The sequence below is a fragment of the Agrobacterium pusense genome, assembly GCF_900102105.1.
Lineage (GTDB): Bacteria > Pseudomonadota > Alphaproteobacteria > Rhizobiales > Rhizobiaceae > Agrobacterium > Agrobacterium pusense.
The window spans coordinates 475,665-494,755 of the sequence record NZ_FNBB01000001.1 but is presented as its reverse complement, the minus strand read 5'-3'; the positions used below and the strand labels follow the sequence as shown (position 1 = coordinate 494,755).

The window sequence follows — 19,091 nt, the reverse complement described above, 5'->3', positions numbered from 1 at the left end:
GTTTTTGAAGATAGATACCGCTCCCGGATCGCAAGGTCCGGGAGTTTTTACTCGGCCGCTGCCCGCACGGTACTGGATATCTGGTTGATATAGGCGCGCAGCGCCGCCGGTTTCACCGGTTTGTGCTGGACGGCAATCCCGTATTTTTCGGCATCGCTGCGCACTTCCGGGCTGCGATCCGCCGTTACCAGCAGAGCCGGGATCGTTTTGCCATAAAATGTCCTGATGAGGCGGATGGCGCTGATGCCATCGCCATCATCAAGATGATAATCAGCGACGATGACGTCGGGTGCTGCGGTCAGAGAAAGAAATGGTTCTTCCAGCGCCGCTACGGATCCCGCTGGTAAAACGTCGCAGCCCCATCCCGTCAGCAAGAGCGTCATGCCCTCAAGGATTTTCGGCTCGTTGTCGATGCACAGCACCCGCACGCCCTGGAGGCGATCGCTGGCAGCAGGATTGGCGATGGGGCCGCCCGACTTCGCGGGTGCGACACGATCTTCCTCACGCGTGAGGTGAATACGGAAGGTCGTGCCCTTGCCCGGCGTGGAAATCAGTTGAACCGGATGGTGCAGCATGCGCGACAACCGGTCGACGATGGAAAGACCAAGGCCGAGCCCCGAGGCCGTTTTTGCACCTTCGTCCAGCCGGGCAAATTCCTTGAAGACCGTGCGGAACTTGGAGGCGGGTATGCCGATGCCGGAGTCCGTCACCTGAATGACCACTTCGCCGCCCCGGCGGCGCGCGCCGACAACCACTTTGCCCTTCAACGTGTATTTGATGGCGTTGGAAACCAGGTTCTGTATCAGACGCCGCAGGAGGTTGGGATCAGACCGTACCGTCAGCGAAGTCGGCATGACCACGAGGTCGAGGTTCTTCTCCTGCGCCATCGGCGCAAAATCGGTCTCGATCCGCTTCAGCAAGTCGTTCAGCGGAACGGATGTCATGCGCGCCTTCATCGAGCCGGTATCCAGACGGGAAATATCGAGCACCGCGCCAAGGATGGTCTCGACCGATTCCAGCGCCGAGTCGATATTCTGCACGAGTTCGCTTTCTCCAGATTCTCCGAGGCGTTCGACCAGCGAGGATGAATAGAGACGGGCGGCATTCAGTGGCTGGAGAATATCGTGGCCGGCGGCGGCGAAAAACCGCGTCTTGCCGATATTCGCCTCGTCGGCTGCCGCTCTCGCCTCAGCCAGCGCGCGGTTGACGCGGGTCAGTTCGGCGGTCCGCTCCACCACGCGCTGTTCCAGCGTTTCATTCGCCTGTTTCAGCGCCTGATCGCTTGCCACCCTCTGGGTAATGTCGGTGAACGTTGCGACAATGCCCTTGTCCGGCATCGTGTTGGAGCGCACCTCGATGATGCGTTCGCCGCCCGCCAGCACCAGAGGGAATGGCAGGTCCATGGTCAGAAAGCTGGTGATCAACTGTTCCGTATCACCGGCCGGCATGTCGCCTCGTTCCTGCAGCATGGAGACGATATCGGTTAGTGGTACGCCCACCTGGCCGAACTGCTCGGGCAGGTCCAGAAGAGTGCGAAAGCGCCGGTTCCAGATCGTCAGCTGCTGGGAGCTATCGAAAACGGCGATACCCTGGTCCATCTGCGCCAGCGCCGTCTGCAACATGTCCTGATTATACTGCAGCGCTTCGCTTGCCTGGTCGAGCAGCCACGCCGTGTCTGCGCTGGTGTCTTCCGCCTTCTGCAGAATGATCGAGAGCACGAGGCGGGCGGAGGAAGAGCCGATGGCGCTGCCGAGTAACTGTTCGGAGAAGTGAATCAGCGCCATGTCCGCCGGCTGGTCGTCATTCAGCTTTCTGCCGGCCGTTTTTTCATAGGTGGCCAATGAACGGAGCATGCGCTCCTCGCCGAGATAGCGGGCGATCGCGCTTTTCAGATCGCCGACGCTGACACGGGTTTTCCAGCCGCGGGTGGCGAATTGCGATTTTGAATGACGCTTGACGAAGATACCGGACTGAATGCGTTCTACCGGTCTTGGATTGCGCGAAAGCGAGCCGAGCACAAACGCCATGCTGTTGACGAGAAGACTGAGAATGACTGCATTCACGAATGGATCGGCTTCAGGCCCGTTGAACACGGTGCTGCCGGAAAACAGGAAGCCGAGAATATTCGCCGCAACCTCGGAATTGTCAGGCCCGCCGAAGCTCGGCAGGAAAAGCAGATAGGCCCAGACGAAGAAGCCGGAACTCAACCCCGCGATTGCGCCGCGCGCATTGGCCCGCCGCCAGAAGAGGCCGCCGAAAAGGGCAGGGGCCATCTGGGCAATTGCAGCGAAGGCCAGCAGGCCGATGGAGGCGAGACCCGTGGCGCTGTCGGCGGCGCGATAATAACCATAACCTAGCAGCATAACGGCAAAGATCGCCGTTCTGCGGATGTTGAGCAGGGTCTTGGCGAAGTTGTCCCGGTGCGGTGAGCGATTCAACAGCTTCTGTCGCAGGAAGATCGGCATGACAATGTCATTGGAAATCATGATCGACAGCGCGACCGACGCGACGATTACCATCGCGGTCGCGGCCGAAAAACCGCCGATGAAGGTGATCAGGGACACGACCGGCATCTGATGGTTGAGCGGCAATTGCAGCACGTAGAGATCGGCGTCGCCATTGGCGCCGAGCGTCAGAATGCCGGCAAGAGCGATCGGCAGTACGAAGATGTTGATGGCGATGAGATAGAGCGGTAGCAGGAACCCCGCCATGCGCAACTCTTCCGGCGTCCGGTTTTCCACGACTGTGACATGGAACTGACGCGGCAGCAGGATGATGGCGAAGCCGGAAAGCAGGGTCATGACGATCCAGCGGCTGACGGGCGTGTGATAGGAGATGGCCTGCATCGCCTGTTCATTGGCGGAGGCGAGCTGCCATAGATGCGCGGGACCATCGAAGAGCACGAAGAGCACATAGAAGCCGACGGTGCACATGGCGACGAGCTTGACCAGCGATTCCATCGAGATCGCCAGTATGGAGCCCGTCCTGATGTTCGGTTGCATCCGTGTGGCGGGTGCCGAACATGACGGCGAAGCCCGCCATGACAATGGTGACAACAAGCGGCAGATCGAGGAAATAGAGGTTGCCGCTGCCGATGCCGTAATCACCGGGGTCGACCATCGTCGCCACCGAGCTGGAAACCGCTTTCAGCTGCAGCGCGATATAGGGAATGGCGCCGACGAGCGCGATGATGGCGACAATCATCGCCACGGTGGAATTCTTGCCATAACGGGCGGCAATGAAGTCTGCAACCGAGGTGAGTTTTTCCGTTTTGGCAAGCTCAACGATGCGTCGGATGATTGGCATGCCAAGGGTGAAGGCAAGGATAGGCCCGGTATAGATGCCAAGAAATTCCAGTCCCTTGTCGGCTGCAAGCCCAACACCACCGAAATAGGTCCAGGAGGTGCAATAGATCGCAAGGCTGAGCGCATAGACGAACGAACGCCCCTTTTTCGGCGCGTTTCTCTTACGGCTCTTCCTGTCCCCGTAGCTCGCAACAGCAAACAGCAGAAGGATATAGGCGAAAGCCGAACCGAATATGATCCACCCAGGAAGCACGCATCCTCCCATGCAAGAGTTCCCTGATATCAAGCATAGGCGAAATCCGCGCCATTGAGAATGAGCGCGGTCTGATCATAAAGTTCAAGATCAGCGCGCAAAAAACCCGATAAATGCAATCTTGACGAATTCCAAAAGTGTAAGGGAATCTGTATGGTTGAAGGTGTAGGGACAGTCACATAGCTTCAGCTCGCAAAGCACGAGAGGGACAATCTGAATGCTTAACGAATTTAAAACCTTCATTGCCCGCGGCAATGTCATGGACCTTGCCGTGGGTGTTATTATCGGTGCCGCTTTCAGCAAGATCGTCGACTCCGTCGTCAACGATCTTATCATGCCTATTGTCGGCGCAATCTTCGGCGGGTTCGACTTCTCGAACTACTTCCTGCCACTGAGCTCTAACGTCAATGCCACCTCGCTCGCCGCAGCCCGCGAGCAGGGCGCCGTTTTCGCTTACGGTAACTTTCTGACCGTTCTCATCAACTTCCTCATCCTCGCCTGGATCATTTTCTTGATGGTGAAGGGCGTCAATAAGCTTCGCGATTCCGTCGAACGCAAGAAGGTCGAGGAAAAGCCGGCAGCTGCCCCGCCGCCGGAGGACGTGAGGCTGCTTACCGAAATTCGCGATCTGCTGAAGACGCGCTGAGCCAGATATATCTGGTTTAACCGCCGGCCCATGCGGCCGGCGATCTCCTGCCGGGATGATCCATAAAGAAAATCCATGGCCGCCTCACGGATTATCATGCACATGGCGGGTGCGATGCGATAAGAAGGCACCAAACGGAGTGTCTTTAATGTCCATTTTGAACAGTCTGAGTGCGCGCTCTCTGGCGGCTCCCGAGAGCGGTATTGTCGAAGTCGTGAATTATGCCCGGGGGCGGGACAACCTCCTGCCGCTGTGGGTCGGCGAAGGCGATCTGCCAAGCCCCGACTTCATCAATCAGGCCGCCATCGATGGTCTGAACAATGGCGAGACCTTCTATACCTGGCAGCGCGGTATTCCAGAACTGCGCCAGGCGCTGAGCCGTTATTACGAACGCCATTTCGCGGCATCGCTGCCGCCGGAGCATTTTTATGCGACCGGTTCAGGTATGCAGGCGATTGTGCTTGCCGTTCAGGCATTGACGTCACCGGGCGACGAGATGGTGTATCTTTCACCCACATGGCCGAATATCGTTGCCGCCATCGGTGTGGCAGGGGCGAAGGCGGTTCCGGTCGGCATCGATTTTCGTGATGGCCGCTGGGATCTCGATATCGACAGGCTGGAAAGCGCGATTACCCGCAAGACGAAGGCGCTTTTCATCAATACGCCTTCCAACCCGACTGGATGGACAGCGACGGCAGACAATCTCCGTGATGTTCTGGCGCTTGCCCGCAAACATGATCTTTGGATCGTCGCCGACGAGATTTATGCGCTTTATCATTATTCCGGCAGCCGCGCGCCGTCCTTCCTCGATGTGATGGAGCCGGACGACAAGATCGTCTTCGCCAATTCCTTCTCGAAGAACTGGTCGATGACCGGCTGGCGGGTCGGCTGGCTTGTCGCCCCGCCAGTCATCGGCCAGGTGATCGAAAACCTTATCCAATATTCCACGTCAGGCGTGGCGCAATTCATGCAGCGCGGCGCGATCGCGGCCCTCGAGAAGGGCGATGGTTTCATTCGCGAGAATTACGAGCGCGCTTTGACCTCACGCGATATTCTCTGTGACGCCTTGATTGCAACGAACCGTGTCGAAACTCTGAAACCGGATGGCGCTCTTTATGCCTTCCTCAAGGTCGATGGAGTGACGGACAGCCGCGCAACCGCGATTGATATCGTCGATAAGACCGGCGTCGGCCTTGCGCCCGGAACTGCCTTCGGCCCAGGGGGAGAATTGTTCCTCCGCGCCTGCTTCCTGCGCAACCCCAGGCAGATAGAAGACGCGGCCGACAGGCTGGCCTCTTACATCCTTAGTCGGTAAGCCTCGCTCACCGGCATCTCTGCCCTTTCGCGGCGCCTACATAGCATCGGCACGCCTCTGTCCGGCTCGCCTTTGGGCATCACGCCGAAGCGCGAAAATTACAACCCCACGGCGTAGCCATCGACGTGCGGGTTTTTTTGTGCTAATGCGCCCTCGTTCCGTCTATGAGAACATTTTCATACAATAAATAAAATGCCTTGCATCGCACTAACCAATCGTAAGCCACCTTTTCACAGAGGCGGAGGATTGGTTGGGTATTCGCTGTGCAAGTAATCAATGATGAAGAATTATTGGCTTTGATGAGCTCAAGAAAAGCAAACAGGGAAGTAGTGTCATGGCTGTTCTGGTCACGGGTGGGGCCGGTTATATAGGAAGCCACATGGTGTGGGCTTTGCTCGATGCCGGGGAAGAAGTCGTCGTTGTCGATCGGCTTTCGACCGGATCGCGCTGGGCCGTCGCGCCAGCGGCGCGTTTTTATCTCGGCGATGCGGCGGATCCCGCGTTGCTCGACCAGATTTTCGAAGAAAACCAGATCGAGACCATTTTCCATTTCGCCGGCTCCGTCAGCGTTCCCGAATCCATCAGCCGGCCGCTCGAATATTACGAAAACAACACCGGCACCACCCGCGCGCTTGTCGCTGCCGCGGTGCGGAATGATATCCGCAATTTCATCTTCTCCTCCACAGCCGCTGTGTATGGAAACCAGCCTTTCGAAGGCCCGGTGCCGGAAACGTCGGTCCTCAGCCCCGAAAATCCCTACGGTCTGTCGAAACTCGCTTCTGAAATCATGCTGCGCGATGTCGTGCGCGCACATGACTTCAACTACGTGGCGTTGCGTTACTTCAATGTGGCCGGAGCCGACCCCCAGGGTCGCGCCGGACCTTCGCCAACAGGCGTCGCTAATCTCATAAAGGTGGCATGCGAAGCTGCAACCGGGCGCCGGGATCACGTGGAGGTTTACGGGACGGATTATCCTACAGCCGATGGCACCGGCGTTCGCGACTATATCCATGTCAGCGACCTCATCGAAGCGCACATGCTGGCCATGGCCCATTTGCGCGCCGGCGGCGGCACAAGAACGCTCAACTGCGGTTATGGCGTCGGTTATTCGGTGCTTGACGTCCTGCATGCCGTGCAGCGGGAATCCGGACATGATTTTCCGGTCATCCACTGTCCGCGCCGGGCCGGCGACATCGCCACCATGGTGGCGGATTCGGGACGCATCCAGTCGGAATTTGGTTGGCGTCCGCGCTTCAACGATCTTTCGACCATCGTCCGCACCGCGTTGCAATGGGAGGCCAAGCGCCAGGCCCAGAAAAACGAGATGATTCCGCCGATACGGCGTAAACTGGCGGCGATAGGATGAACCGGCTGCGCATTACCTTGCCCTGTTTTTCTTGACTGAACGATAGTCAGTCGGGCGGTCTGACGCGCTGGCGGGGCGAAGCCATCGACCACGATCGAAGAAACTGCGTGTCAGCTTCAGCCCGGCCGAAGTTTCGGTCGCGAGCAAAATCACATTCACGCGGTGCGGCGCAGTGGATTCCGGCTTCACGGAGGCCGAAATGCCGAAGTGTCGCGCCTGATACGGTTGCATCTTCTGCGCCGGTTCAAGCACCGAGCCAATATCTCTCCAACGGGTCTGCTCGATAATCATGGCAAGTGCTGCCGCAAGCTTCGCGTTGACAGCGCGTCCGGCCGATGTCTGCGGCGCAACTGCCTTCAGCCTCACGGACCGGATTTCCCCGGAAACCTCACCGCGGATTTCCAGGAAAAGCGATGCCGCGCCAGCCGGGTCCGCCGTCGTTGCCTCGCCCAGATCGGCCATACATTCGAAGCTGCGGTTATTCACCGGACTAGGGTGCCAGCCTCGCGGGCTGGTGAAGCCTTCGGCCGTGAACCGGTCGCAAAGGTCTTTGCCGGAGATGATGAAATCGCGGGCGAAAGACGCTCTGGCGCCATTGCGCTCGAATTTCAGCAGGTGAGGTGGCAGATAAATGGTTCTCGCGGCAGGCTTCTGCCGTTTGACGGGTTTTGCCCTGGCAGATGGTACGGCGGAAAGAGGAGCGGGCGCCAGATTGAGATAGGTGAGCAGGCTTCTCAGATGCTTTTTGTCATTGGCGAGCAGAACCGTGGCCGATATGGCGAAACAGACGACGAGCACCGCAACAAGCAGCGCGCGGAGACTGACTCTCTTTTGCGGGCCTGCGTCCATCATGGGACCCTGTTGGCTGTCTGTTATAGGCATCAGCCGGTTTGGAGCGAATTATCGGACCATTGGCGGTCCGGCGAATATCAATTGCGAGTAAAAGTTCTAAAATATCTGGTTCCGCCGAAATGTCCGGCGGATGTCCTCAGTCGGAGGAATTCTTGTCACTATCCCGTCCGCCGGCGCTGCTCTCATCATCCGCTACGGGAATGGCGTAGGAACCGTTCAGCCAGCGGGCGAGATCGAGCGAGCGGCAGCGATCCGAGCAGAACGGGTAGTCTTCCCGCGTCGATGGTCGGCCGCATTCCGGGCACGGTTGGGATTTGCGGAGCGGCGTAACGTTTCCAGCGCCTTCGGTGGAGGATTTTGCCACAGCCTATCCCTCCAGCCAGCCAGACGTCACCTCGAACCCTTCACCGGCAAGAAGCGACATGGTCTCATAGAGCGGCAGACCGACGACATTGGTGTAAGAGCCCGTCAATTTCTGCACAAACGCGCCGGCGATGCCCTGAATACCATAAGCGCCCGCTTTGCCGCGCCATTGCCCGGAGGCGATATAGGCATCGATCTCACGGGTCGACAGGCGTTTGAAGCGTACCTTGGTCTCCGCCACTTTCTGCCGGATCTTGCCGCCCGGGGTTACGAGGCAGATGCCGGTATAGACCCAATGGCTGCGCCCGGAAAGAAGATGCAGGGCCGCTGAAGCCTCTTCCGTATATTCGGCCTTGCCCACGATACGTCGACCGACAGCAACGACCGTGTCGGACCCCAGAACATAGGCGTCCTTCCAGGCCTGCTCGTTTTTCAGCGCCGCCTGCGCCGCTTCCGCTTTCTGCAAGGAAAGACGGCGGCAGAGCGTTCGCGGATGCTCGAGCTTGACGGGCGTCTCGTCAATATCCATCGGCATCAGGCGAGCCGGCTCGATGCCGATCTGATGCAGCAGCTCCAGACGCCGCGGCGATCCAGAAGCCAGAACGAGCTTTTGTTTTGAATTCGTCATTGCGCTGCCGGGCGTAGGATGCGGAAACGGATTACTTGAAGCGATAGGTGATGCGGCCCTTGGTCAGGTCGTAAGGCGTCATTTCGACCAGAACCTTGTCGCCTGCGAGAACGCGGATGCGGTTCTTGCGCATGCGGCCCGCCGTATGGGCGATGATTTCATGGTCGTTCTCAAGCTTCACGCGGAATGTTGCGTTCGGCAGCAATTCGGTTACGATGCCCGGGAATTCAAGGACTTCTTCTTTTGTCATGTAAGGGTTTTCTTCCTGTTGATAGTGCCGGACCGTGTCCTGTCCGGGAAAATTGCGCGGAAACTACACAATCCCGGCACATTTGTGAACCTCTAAAGCATCGGCTTGAAAATCGCGATCGATTTTAACAGGCCGAGGCAGTTTTCAGTCTTTTGAAAGCGTATCCGCCACCGGCTGTTGTCGCTTCGGCAGGCGTTCGGCAATCAGTTTTGCAAGATGGTCCCGCACCTCACGATAGGCGTCGAGTATTTGCTCCCGCGTGCCAGTGACCACCGTCGGATCCATGGTGGGCCAATAGACCACATCGAGAGAGTTCGAGCGCGTCAGTTCCAGTGCGGCGTGATGAGCTTCTGGTGTTAATGTAATGATCAGATCGAAAAAATCATCCTCGATCTCTTCCAGAGTACGCGGTTTGTGCTTGCCGAGCGAAAAACCCTGCTCCTCCAGCACCGCATCCACGAAGGGGTCGCGCTCGCCCGCCCGCACACCTGCCGACTGGATGTAGATGCCGGGCGCGACCAATCGTTTGGCGATCACCTCGGCCATGGGGGAGCGGATGGAATTCATGCCGCACATGAACAGGACCGATTTCGGCGCTCGTCCCTCGTTTGGCGCTGCGGCAGGATCGCTCATCTCTAACCCCGCCAATAAAGCACACAGACAAGGGTGAAGAGCCGGCGCGCCGTGTCGAAATCCACCTTTATCTTGCCGGACAGCCGGTCCATCAGCGTCTGCGACCCGTCATTGTGGATGCCGCGCCGGCCCATGTCGATCGCCTCGATCTGGCTCGGCGTGGAAGAGCGGATCGCCTCGTAATAGCTTTCGCAGATCAGGAAATAATCCTTGATGATGCGTCGGAACGGCGTCAGCGACAGGATATGGGTGGAGACATCCCTGTCGTCCTCGGTCTTGATGGAGAAAACCAGTTTGGAATCGACGAGCGATATATAAAGCCGGTACGGCCCGCCGTCATGTCCGGCAGGCTCAAAGGTATTTTCTTCGATCAGGTCGAAAATAGCGACGGCGCGTTCATGCTCCACGTCGGGCGTGGACCGGCCGATGCTGTCGTCCAGTACCACGTCGCAGAGCCGGAAGTCGCCTGACGCCATCGTTTAACTTTCCGGGTTGAGGCGGATGGAGACGGAGCGCGCATGCGCGTCCAGCCCCTCGGAACGGGCAAGGGTGATGGCTGCCGGCGCAAGCTGGCGCAGCTGCTCGGGACCAAGCCGCAGGATGGACGTGCGCTTGACGAAGTCCAGCACCGAAAGGCCTGAGGAAAAACGGGCCGAGCGCGCCGTCGGCAGAACATGGTTGGAACCGCCCACATAATCGCCGATCACTTCGGGGGTGTGGCGCCCGACAAAAATCGCCCCGGCATTGCGGATGTGGGCCATTAGCGCATCCGGGTCATCGATGGCAAGTTCCAGGTGTTCGGCGGCGATCCGATTGGCCAACGGAATGGCATCGGTGAGCTTTTCGACCAGAATGATCGCGCCGAAATCCGCCCAGCTCGCCGCTGCTGTTTCGGAACGCGAGAGACGCTTCAGCTGCCGTTCGACGGCTGCTCCCACCGCCTTGCCGAGCTCGGCATCATCGGTGATCAGGATGGATTGCGCACCACGATCATGCTCCGCCTGTGCCAGAAGATCGGCAGCAAGCCAGTCGGGGTCGTTATCCCTGTCGGCGATGACAAGCACTTCGGAAGGGCCGGCGATCATGTCGATGCCGACAGTGCCGAAGACCTGACGCTTGGCGGCCGCCACATAAGCATTGCCCGGGCCGACGATCTTGGCGACCGGCGCGATGGTTTCAGTGCCATAAGCCAGTGCCGCCACAGCCTGCGCGCCACCGATGCGATAGATTTCCTCGACGCCCGCAATACGCGCGGCAGCCAGAACGGCCGGATTGACCGCGCCGCCATTCGCGGGCACGACCATGACGATGCGCTCCACACCGGCAACCTTGGCGGGCACGGCATTCATCAGCACTGAGCTTGGATAGCTGGCCGTGCCGCCTGGCACATAAAGGCCCACGGCCTCGATTGCGGTCCAGCGCGAGCCGAGGCCGACGCCGATATCGTCCTCGTAGATATCGTCCTTCGGCATCTGTCGCGCATGGTGTTTTTCGATACGCCGGGCTGCGAGTTCAAGCGCTTCGATCACGCTCGTGTCGACGGTGGCAATCGCCGCATCGATTTCATCAGTCGTTACCCGCATCGGCACCGCGGCAAAATCGATGCCGTCGAATTTCCGGGAATAATGGGCAAGGGCCGCATCGCCGCGATGTCGGACATCATTGATGATGTCGCGAACGGTCGCATTGACGTCTTCGGAAACTTCTCTCTTGGTTGTCAGGAAGGCAGCGAATTTCTGTTCGAAATCAGCCGATGCCTGCTCCAGCCAGATTGCCACGCCATTACCCTTTCATTGTCCCCACGGGGTGCACGACTTACCGCAGAACGATTGCGGCTCTGGTATGTGGCATAAATCGAAACGGGACGGAAAGGCAACCGTCCCGACAGTCCGGAAAGCTTATTCGCTGTCGGGATGATGCGGTTTGGTGGCGGTTTCCCACGCACCGCTCACATCAGTCAACTGCGCCTCGATGCATTCGACATCAAGCGCGATGGTGCCGCCGCCGGAAAGGGCCAGTTCCACAAGGCCATCCGGGCCTTCGCCATTCGGTGTGAAACGTATCGCCAGAAGCGAAAGAACCTGCTCCCTGTCGGCCAGGTTGATGGACTGCGAACGAACGGCGGAGACACGCTTCAGGAAAACAACTGTGCGGCAGCGTTCCGGCGGCAGGTGCTTTTTATCGGCGCTTTCCCAGACGAAACGGTTGGCGGAAAAGGTGAACTGGCCGTGTTTCGGCTCGAAGGCAACATCCTTCAGCTTGAAGACACTGTCCTGCATATGGGTCGAGATGACGGAGAGATCTTCAGTATCCAGCGCGAGCAATTTCAGGCCGCTCATCTTTTTCTTCCTTCTTGTGCGGTGCGGACCGCTATTTCCATGACTTACAATGGAAATAGGCAGTCCCGGCCCGCTGTGCAACGGGTAGAAAACGGATGAGCGGCGGTGAATGGATCAATCGCTGACGCGCTCGACCAACGCGCCGCAGCGGGTGAGCTTTTCCTCGAGGCGTTCGAAGCCGCGGTCTAGATGATAGACGCGCGACACCATGGTCTCGCCCTCGGCCACGAGGCCGGCAATGACCAGCGACACGGAAGCGCGCAGATCGGTCGCCATCACAGGCGCACCCTTGAGGCGGGAAACGCCTTCGATGCGAGCCATCTGACCGGAAAGCGAAATCTTCGCACCGAGCCGGGCAAGCTCCTGCACATGCATGAAGCGGTTTTCGAAGATCGTTTCGGTAATGTGGGAAACGCCCTGGGAACGGGTCATCAGCGCCATGAACTGCGCCTGCAGGTCTGTCGGGAAGCCGGGGAACGGTTCAGTGACGACATCGACCGGCTGAATGCCATTGCCGTTGCGCACCACGCGCAGGCCGGTTTCCGTCTCGCTGATCGTGGCGCCCGCGAGCCTGAGCGTATCGAGTGCATTGTCGAGCAGCGATGCGCGCGTGCCTTCCAGCACCACATCACCGCCGGTCATGGCCACTGCCATGGCATAGGTGCCGGTTTCAATACGATCGGGCAAAACCCGGTGGCGCGCGCCGGAAAGCGAGGTGACGCCTTCGATGGTGATGGTGGAGGTGCCGGCGCCTTCGATCTTCGCGCCCATTGCGATCAGGCAGTGCGCCAGATCGACAACCTCGGGCTCGCGGGCGGCGTTGTGGATGACGGTTGTGCCGCGGGCAAGGCTTGCAGCCATCAGCATCACATGCGTTGCGCCAACCGAAACTTTGGGGAAGGTATAGACCGCGCCGATGAGGCCGCCCTTGGGGGCCGAGGCATTGATGTAGCCGCCATCGATCTCCATCGTCGCGCCGAGCGCCTGCAGGCCCTCGATGAACAGGTCAACGGGACGCGTGCCGATGGCGCAGCCGCCAGGCAGGGAGACGCGGGCGCGGCCCTCACGCGCCAGAAGCGGGCCGATGACCCAGAAGCTTGCACGCATCTTGGAGACCAGCTCGTACGGAGCGGTGGTATCGACAATGGTGCGGCAGGTGAAATGCACGGTACGGGAATAAGCTTCGCCCTGGCTTTCGCGGCGGCCATTCACGGAAATATCCACGCCGTGATTGCCGAGGATACGGATCAGCTGCTCCACGTCAGCCAGATGCGGCACGTTTTCGAGCGTCAGCGTATCGCTGGTCAGCAGCGATGCGATCATCAGCGGCAAGGCGGCGTTTTTGGCGCCGGAGATGGGGATGATGCCGTTGAGCTTGTTGCCACCCGTAATTCTGATGCGATCCATGCGTCCCTACGGGCCTGTGCCCGCCTTTCTTTATCGTGCCTTGCGGAAAGGCGCGTCCTTAGACGAATTTCCGCGGCGTTTCAATTTTATGCTGTGAATTCTCTATGAGGATGATTCGTCCGTTTTTGCGGCAGGCAGGCCAATGGTGTCGTCTGCGTCGCCGGCACGGCGCGCGCGAACCTGTTGTTTGCGCTTCAAAAGATTTTCGCGAAGTTTCTTCGCGGCACGCGCCTTCCGTTCCGCCTCGCGCTGGCGCGCCTTTTCGCCGGGCCCCGCCTGCGGCTTGCCGCTGGCCGCCGCGTCGGATGCGCCCGCGGAAAAGTCCCCGCAGAGCGCTGTCTTCACCTGTTTGTCGTGATGTTCGGTCATAGATTCAGCAATATCTGAAAAATGCTGTTTTCAACAGGGGGGGCGCTTTTTTGCGCCGCTTGATGAAGAATATCGTTTTGCGACTTGCGCTCGTCAAAAACCTGTGGCAATAGGCCGCCACGCTTGATGCTGAAGTGATCGCTTCGGCACCGGATGCTGCTATAGCTCAGGGGTAGAGCACTCCCTTGGTAAGGGAGAGGCCGAGAGTTCAAATCTCTCTAGCAGCACCATTTTACCTTAACAATTCAAGAAGTTGCGCGCTTACTCAAGCCCTGCACCCCGCATGTTGCTCACCGCATTCCGGAGTGTTGCCGCTTGGTGAAAGCTTCGCAAAAGCGAAAACCGCGCCCCTTGCGAAGCGCGGTTTCCACATCCGAATATTCTGTTGCTGCCAGAGCGGGACGAAACCGCCCGTAGCCAACGGGCGCCGCTTACTGACGGAATAGCGACAGGATATTTTCGGAACTGGTATTGGCGATGGAAAGCGACTGGATCGCCAGCTGCTGCTGCGTCTGGAGAGCCTTGAGCTTGGTGGATTCCTCGTTCATGTCCGCATCGACGAGGCGGCCGATGCCCTTGTCGATGGAGTCTGTCAGCTTGGAGACGAAGTCTTCCTGCAGATCGAGGCGCATCTTGATCGAGCCGAGATCGGCGCTTGCGCTGATGAGCGATTCCAGCTGGGTGTTGACGAACTGGATCATGTTATCGAGACCTTCGTTTTCGGTCAGCGGCTGTCCCTTTGAATTGGTCAGGCCGGCCAGGTCCTTCGTGATGTCGAGGTCGATCAGCGAGTAGTCGAGCTTCTGCGCCATCTGCGAATCCGCTGCGGCGGTTTCCAGATAGATATTGTTGCCGGACGTTCCACCGGTGCCGATCGCGGTTACCGTGGTACCGGCAGGTGTCGGCGCCGTGTTGTTGGCCTTCACGTAAAGCGCTTCGCCGGCGGCGTTTTCACCGATCTTGAAGTAGGTGCCGTTGTTTCGTGCAGTGGTGGCGGCAGCGACTGTAACGAGGCCGGTTACCGGGTCTGCGGCGGAAACCGTGGTTGTCGTGCCCGAGGGGAAACCGAGAAGCTGCGCTTCGGTAAACACCTTTGCGGTATAGGGTGTTGTTGTGGGGACACCTGCGGGCGTCGTTGTCGTGATCTCGAAATCGCGAAGAGCGCCGGTATCGGAGTAATAGGCGGCGCTGTCGAGAATGCCGTTTTTCGTCGCGCCGGTGGTCGTATCGAAAAGCGCGGTCTTGTTGTCGACCTGGATGTTGATGGTCTTGACGGCGACATTACCTGCACCGTCACGGATGAAGGAGCCGACGACCTGCTTGGTGATGGGCGTCAGATTGCCGGACGCGTCGCTGATCTTGCCCTTCAGCCAGTTTTCACCGGAGAAGGAGGCGGATTCGCCAATGCTCTTCAACTGGTCCTGAAGCTGGCGGATTTCTTCCTGGATCTTGGCCTTGTCAACGCCTGCTTCGCGGGCGGCAACCAGCTTCTTGCTGATTTCCTTGACGACATCGACGGTGGTTTCCATGGCGGAATAGGCGGTATCAACCTTTGCGGCGCCGAGGCCGAGAGCGTCCTGTACGGCGGAGAGGGCGCCATTATCAGAACGCATGGTGGTCGCGATCGACCAGTAGGCGGCATTGTCGGATGCGGTCTTGACGCGCATGCCGGAGGAAACGCGCGACTGGGTTTCTTCCATGTTGCTGCCGATGGCGCGAAGAGTCTGGAGGGCGGCCATGGCCGCAACGTTGGTCAAAATGCTGGTCATAATGATTTGCCCCTTGATTGGCTGAAATGAAAAGGGACATTCCGGATTGCCGCCGGGAACGATCGAGCGGCTTGATGCCTGTTAACCTCTTTTTCGTCTTGGTTAACCAATCGTTTCGATGACCAGTTTTTAGGGCGCGAATGGTTAACAAAGCCTAAACCTGTATTAATAAAATTAGGAAATAATAATTTCTATTAACGATAACAAAAAAACCGCGCCGTTTCGGGCGCGGTTCGCATTTGACGATCGAGTGTCGGAATTAACGGAAGAGCGAGAGAATGCTCTGCGAGTCGTTGTTGGCGATCGACAGGGCCTGAACAGCGAGCTGCTGCTGGGTCTGAAGGGCCTTCAGCTTGGTGGATTCTTCGTTCATTTCCGCGTCGACGAGGCGGCCGATGCCCTTGTCGAGCGAGTCGGTCAGCTTGTTGACGAAGTTTTCCTGCAATTCGATGCGCATCTTGACCGAGCCGAGGTCGGCGGCGGCGGATGTCATGCTCTGGAGCTGCTTGTCGACGAAGGAAACCATGGCGTCGAGCGCCTGCTCGGGCGTCAGGGTCACGGTGGCGGGACCAACGAGATCCTTGGTGATGTCCAGCGAGGTCAGGGAGTAGGACAGTGACTTTGCGAGCTGATTGTTGGCGCCGGTTTGAAGGTAGACGTTTTGGCCATCTTTCGTGGTGCCGATTGCGGAGGTGCCGAGCGCTTTCTGAGCGGTGTCGATGGCGGCGGTACCCGTCGAGGCAGTCGCTGCGGTGCCGTCGCCCATGACCTTGACATACTGATCGTCACCGATTTTCAGGTATGCGCCGTTTTCCGGTGTGCCAGCGCCCAATGCGACAACATAGAGGCCGGTGGTCGCGTCCGGGGTAACAGTGACCGGGGTTCCTGCCGTTGCAGGGGTCAAGCCCTTAAGCTGTGCTTCGGTGAAGACGACGGCTGCCTTAACCGTGGTGGCCTTTGCGGCGCCGACGCCTGTCGTGATTTCGAAGTTCTTGTATGAACCCGTCGAGGAATAGACGGCGTAGGCATCGAGAATACCCTGCTTGTCTTTTGCCGCGCCGGACGAGGTGTCGAACAGAACCGTCTCGTTGCTCAATGCGACATTGATGGTCTTGACGGAAACGTTGCCGCTGTTATCGCGGATGAAGGAGCCGACGACCGCCTTGGTGATGTCGGAGAGGTTGCCCGTGCCATCGCTGATCTTGGCCTGCAGCCAGTTCTCACCGGAGAAGGAGGAGGAGCTGGAGATGGACTTCAGCTGGTCCTGCAGCTGGGAGATTTCTTCCTGGATCTTGGTCCGGTCGACGCCTGCTTCGCGGGCGGCCACCAGCTTGTTCTTGATCTGCTTGACGACCTCGATCGAGGATTCCATGCCGGCATAGGCGGTGTCGACCTTGGCGGCGCCGAGGCCGAGGGCGTCCTGAACGGCGGAAAGGGCGCCATTATCCGAACGCATCGTGGTCGCGATGGACCAGTAAGCGGCATTGTCGGAAGCTTCCCGGACGCGCTGGCCGGAGGACACGCGGTCCTGCGTGGCTTCCATGTTCTGGCCGATGGAGCGCAGGGTCTGGAGTGCAGTCATCGCTGCGATGTTTGTCAAAATACTCGTCATGTAAATTGCCCCTGTAATGGCTGATTAGAAAAGGGACATTCCGGCTCACCGGGAGCGGCGTACAGCATCATGCCTGCTGACCGGCTACTTTCTTGAAGGTCAGCCCGCCGCTTCGATGGCTTCAGCTAAACGCTGTCGAATTAAAAAATACTTAAAGTAGAAAATAGTTGAGAATAAAATTTATACGTGCATACCATCTAAAAAACTGAAACGTAATATTTGCCATCCGCGTCGGACGGGCTGCCTTGAACGGTCTTCACGATCATCGCTTTGAAACGCGGGCGATAAAACGAAAAAACCGCGCCCTTTCGGGCGCGGTTCGCATTTGACGATCGGTGTCGGAATTAACGGAAGAGCGAGAGAATGCTCTGCGAGTCGTTGTTGGCGATCGACAGGGCCTGAACAGCGAGCTGCTGCTGGGTCTGAAGGGCCTTCAGCTTGGTGGATTCTTCGTTCATTTCCGCGTCGACGAGGCGGCCGATGCCCTTGTCGAGCGAGTCGGTCAGCTTGTTGACGAAGTTTTCCTGCAATTCGATGCGCATCTTGACCGAGCCGAGGTCGGCGGCGGCGGATGTCATGCTCTGGAGCTGCTTGTCGACGAAGGAAACCATGGCGTCGAGCGCCTGCTCGGGCGTCAGGGTCACGGTGGCGGGACCAACGAGATCCTTGGTGATGTCCAGCGAGGTCAGGGAGTAGGACAGTGACTTTGCGAGCTGACCGTTGGCATCCGTTCTCAGGTAGACGTTTTGGCCATCTTTCGTGGTGCCGATTGCGGAGGTGCCGAGCGCTTTCTGAGCGGTGTCGATGGCGGCGGTACCCGTCGAGGCAGTCGCTGCGGTGCCGTCGCCCATGACCTTGACATACTGATCGTCACCGATTTTCAGGTATGCGCCGTTTTCCGGTGTGCCAGCGCCCAATGCGACAACATAGAGGCCGGTGGTCGCGTCCGGGGTAACAGTGACCGGGGTTCCTGCCGTTGCAGGGGTCAAGCCCTTAAGCTGTGCTTCGGTGAAGACGACGGCTGCCTTAACCGTGGTGGCCTTTGCGGCGCCGACGCCTGTCGTGATTTCGAAGTTCTTGTATGAACCCGTCGAGGAATAGACGGCGTAGGCATCGAGAATACCCTGCTTGTCTTTTGCCGCGCCGGACGAGGTGTCGAACAGAACCGTCTCGTTGCTCAATGCGACATTGATGGTCTTGACGGAAACGTTGCCGCTGTTATCGCGGATGAAGGAGCCGACGACCGCCTTGGTGATGTCGGAGAGGTTGCCCGTGCCATCGCTGATCTTGGCCTGCAGCCAGTTCTCACCGGAGAAGGAGGAGGAGCTGGAGATGGACTTCAGCTGGTCCTGCAGCTGGGAGATCTCTTCCTGGATCTTGGTCCGGTCGACGCCTGCTTCGCGGGCGGCCACCAGCTTGTTCTTGATCTGCTTGACGACCTCGATCGAGGATTCCATGCCGGAATAGGCGGTGTCGACCTTGGCGGCGCCGAGGCCGAGGGCGTCCTGGACGGCGGAAAGGGCGCCATTATCGGAACGCATCGTGGTCGCGATGGACCAGTAAGCGGCATTGTTGGAAGCTTCCCGGACGCGCTGGCCGGAGGATACGCGGTCCTGCGTGGCTTCCATGCTTTGGCCGATGGAGCGCAGGGTCTGGAGTGCAGACATGGCTGCGATGTTTGTCAAAATGCTCGTCATAATAAATTGCCCCTTGAATGGCTGATTAGAAAAGGGACATTCCGGCTCACCGGGAGCGGCGCACAGCATCATGCCTGCTAACTGGCTGATTTTAAAAGGTTAGCTCACCGCTTCGATGGCTCTAGCTAACTGCCTTATGGTTAACAAATACTTAAAGTAGTAAAAATCTAGCGATAAAATTTATACGTGCATACCATCTAAAAAACTGAAACGTAATATTTGCCATCCGCGTCGGACGGGCTGCCTTGAGCGGTCTTCACGATCATCGCTTTGAAACGCGGGCGATA

The 19,091-nt window shown here is 58.5% G+C and carries 16 protein-coding genes, 1 tRNA gene and 1 pseudogene; 4 read left to right on the top strand and 14 right to left on the bottom strand.

Going from position 1 to position 19,091, the window contains the following annotated elements; translation table 11 throughout:
• Window positions 1–47: 47 nt before the first annotated feature.
• Window positions 48–3,558: pseudogene (locus BLU28_RS02500) on the bottom strand (PAS domain-containing hybrid sensor histidine kinase/response regulator).
• Between the two features lie 217 nt (window positions 3,559–3,775).
• Between BLU28_RS02500 and mscL the strand changes: the two are divergent.
• The 3 genes from mscL (at window position 3,776) to galE (ending at window position 6,885) form a co-directional block, all read left to right on the top strand.
• Window positions 3,776–4,204: a large conductance mechanosensitive channel protein MscL gene (gene mscL, locus BLU28_RS02495; protein ID WP_004439896.1), complete on the top strand. Its 429-nt coding sequence runs from the start codon at window positions 3,776–3,778 to the stop codon at window positions 4,202–4,204.
• A gap of 148 nt (window positions 4,205–4,352) precedes the next feature.
• The gene (locus BLU28_RS02490; protein ID WP_077986632.1) at window positions 4,353–5,519 is read left to right on the top strand and encodes a pyridoxal phosphate-dependent aminotransferase; all 1,167 of its coding nucleotides are present in this window, start codon (window positions 4,353–4,355) and stop codon (window positions 5,517–5,519) included.
• Window positions 5,520–5,853: 334 nt separating this feature from the next.
• A complete protein-coding gene (galE, locus tag BLU28_RS02485) occupies window positions 5,854–6,885 on the top strand; it encodes a UDP-glucose 4-epimerase GalE (protein WP_045532834.1) in 1,032 nt (343 codons plus the stop codon).
• A gap of 12 nt (window positions 6,886–6,897) precedes the next feature.
• Here galE and BLU28_RS02480 read toward each other — a convergent pair whose 3' ends face one another.
• The 10 genes from BLU28_RS02480 to BLU28_RS02435 all read right to left on the bottom strand — a co-directional run bounded on the left by BLU28_RS02480 (window position 6,898) and on the right by BLU28_RS02435 (window position 13,726).
• Window positions 6,898–7,734, bottom strand: coding sequence for a DUF6030 family protein (locus tag BLU28_RS02480; RefSeq protein ID WP_077986833.1), 837 nt, complete (start codon window positions 7,732–7,734; stop codon window positions 6,898–6,900).
• A gap of 139 nt (window positions 7,735–7,873) precedes the next feature.
• Window positions 7,874–8,101, bottom strand: a complete 228-nt coding sequence (yacG, locus tag BLU28_RS02475) for a DNA gyrase inhibitor YacG (protein ID WP_077986633.1) — start codon at window positions 8,099–8,101, stop codon at window positions 7,874–7,876.
• A gap of 3 nt (window positions 8,102–8,104) precedes the next feature.
• The gene (locus tag BLU28_RS02470) at window positions 8,105–8,728 is read right to left on the bottom strand and encodes a Maf-like protein (protein ID WP_004439909.1); all 624 of its coding nucleotides are present in this window, start codon (window positions 8,726–8,728) and stop codon (window positions 8,105–8,107) included.
• Between the two features lie 31 nt (window positions 8,729–8,759).
• Window positions 8,760–8,978, bottom strand: a complete 219-nt coding sequence (infA, locus tag BLU28_RS02465; protein WP_003503453.1) for a translation initiation factor IF-1 — start codon at window positions 8,976–8,978, stop codon at window positions 8,760–8,762.
• Between the two features lie 144 nt (window positions 8,979–9,122).
• Window positions 9,123–9,611: an arsenate-mycothiol transferase ArsC gene (locus tag BLU28_RS02460; RefSeq protein WP_077986634.1), complete on the bottom strand. Its 489-nt coding sequence runs from the start codon at window positions 9,609–9,611 to the stop codon at window positions 9,123–9,125.
• 2 nt (window positions 9,612–9,613) lie between these two features.
• Window positions 9,614–10,087, bottom strand: coding sequence for a UPF0262 family protein (locus BLU28_RS02455; protein ID WP_004439916.1), 474 nt, complete (start codon window positions 10,085–10,087; stop codon window positions 9,614–9,616).
• A 3-nt stretch (window positions 10,088–10,090) separates the two neighbouring features.
• A complete protein-coding gene (hisD, locus tag BLU28_RS02450) occupies window positions 10,091–11,389 on the bottom strand; it encodes a histidinol dehydrogenase (RefSeq protein ID WP_077986635.1) in 1,299 nt (432 codons plus the stop codon).
• A gap of 120 nt (window positions 11,390–11,509) precedes the next feature.
• Entirely contained in the window at window positions 11,510–11,950 is a 441-nt protein-coding gene (locus BLU28_RS02445; protein WP_004439923.1) for a DUF2948 family protein, read from the bottom strand.
• A gap of 114 nt (window positions 11,951–12,064) precedes the next feature.
• On the bottom strand, window positions 12,065–13,357 hold the full coding sequence (murA, locus tag BLU28_RS02440) for a UDP-N-acetylglucosamine 1-carboxyvinyltransferase (protein ID WP_004439925.1): 1,293 nt from the start codon (window positions 13,355–13,357) through the stop codon (window positions 12,065–12,067).
• 102 nt (window positions 13,358–13,459) lie between these two features.
• Window positions 13,460–13,726, bottom strand: coding sequence for a hypothetical protein (locus BLU28_RS02435; protein WP_004439927.1), 267 nt, complete (start codon window positions 13,724–13,726; stop codon window positions 13,460–13,462).
• Between the two features lie 155 nt (window positions 13,727–13,881).
• Between BLU28_RS02435 and BLU28_RS02430 the strand changes: the two genes are divergently transcribed.
• Window positions 13,882–13,956: transfer RNA gene (locus BLU28_RS02430), tRNA-Thr, on the top strand.
• 201 nt (window positions 13,957–14,157) lie between these two features.
• On the opposite strand, the gene BLU28_RS02425 is transcribed toward BLU28_RS02430, so the two are convergent.
• The 3 genes from BLU28_RS02425 to BLU28_RS02415 form a co-directional block, all read right to left on the bottom strand.
• Window positions 14,158–15,495: a flagellin N-terminal helical domain-containing protein gene (locus BLU28_RS02425; RefSeq protein ID WP_004439930.1), complete on the bottom strand. Its 1,338-nt coding sequence runs from the start codon at window positions 15,493–15,495 to the stop codon at window positions 14,158–14,160.
• A gap of 259 nt (window positions 15,496–15,754) precedes the next feature.
• Window positions 15,755–17,107: a flagellin N-terminal helical domain-containing protein gene (locus BLU28_RS02420; RefSeq protein ID WP_092651152.1), complete on the bottom strand. Its 1,353-nt coding sequence runs from the start codon at window positions 17,105–17,107 to the stop codon at window positions 15,755–15,757.
• Window positions 17,108–17,451: 344 nt separating this feature from the next.
• On the bottom strand, window positions 17,452–18,804 hold the full coding sequence (locus BLU28_RS02415; protein WP_077986834.1) for a flagellin N-terminal helical domain-containing protein: 1,353 nt from the start codon (window positions 18,802–18,804) through the stop codon (window positions 17,452–17,454).
• Window positions 18,805–19,091 lie beyond the last annotated feature (287 nt).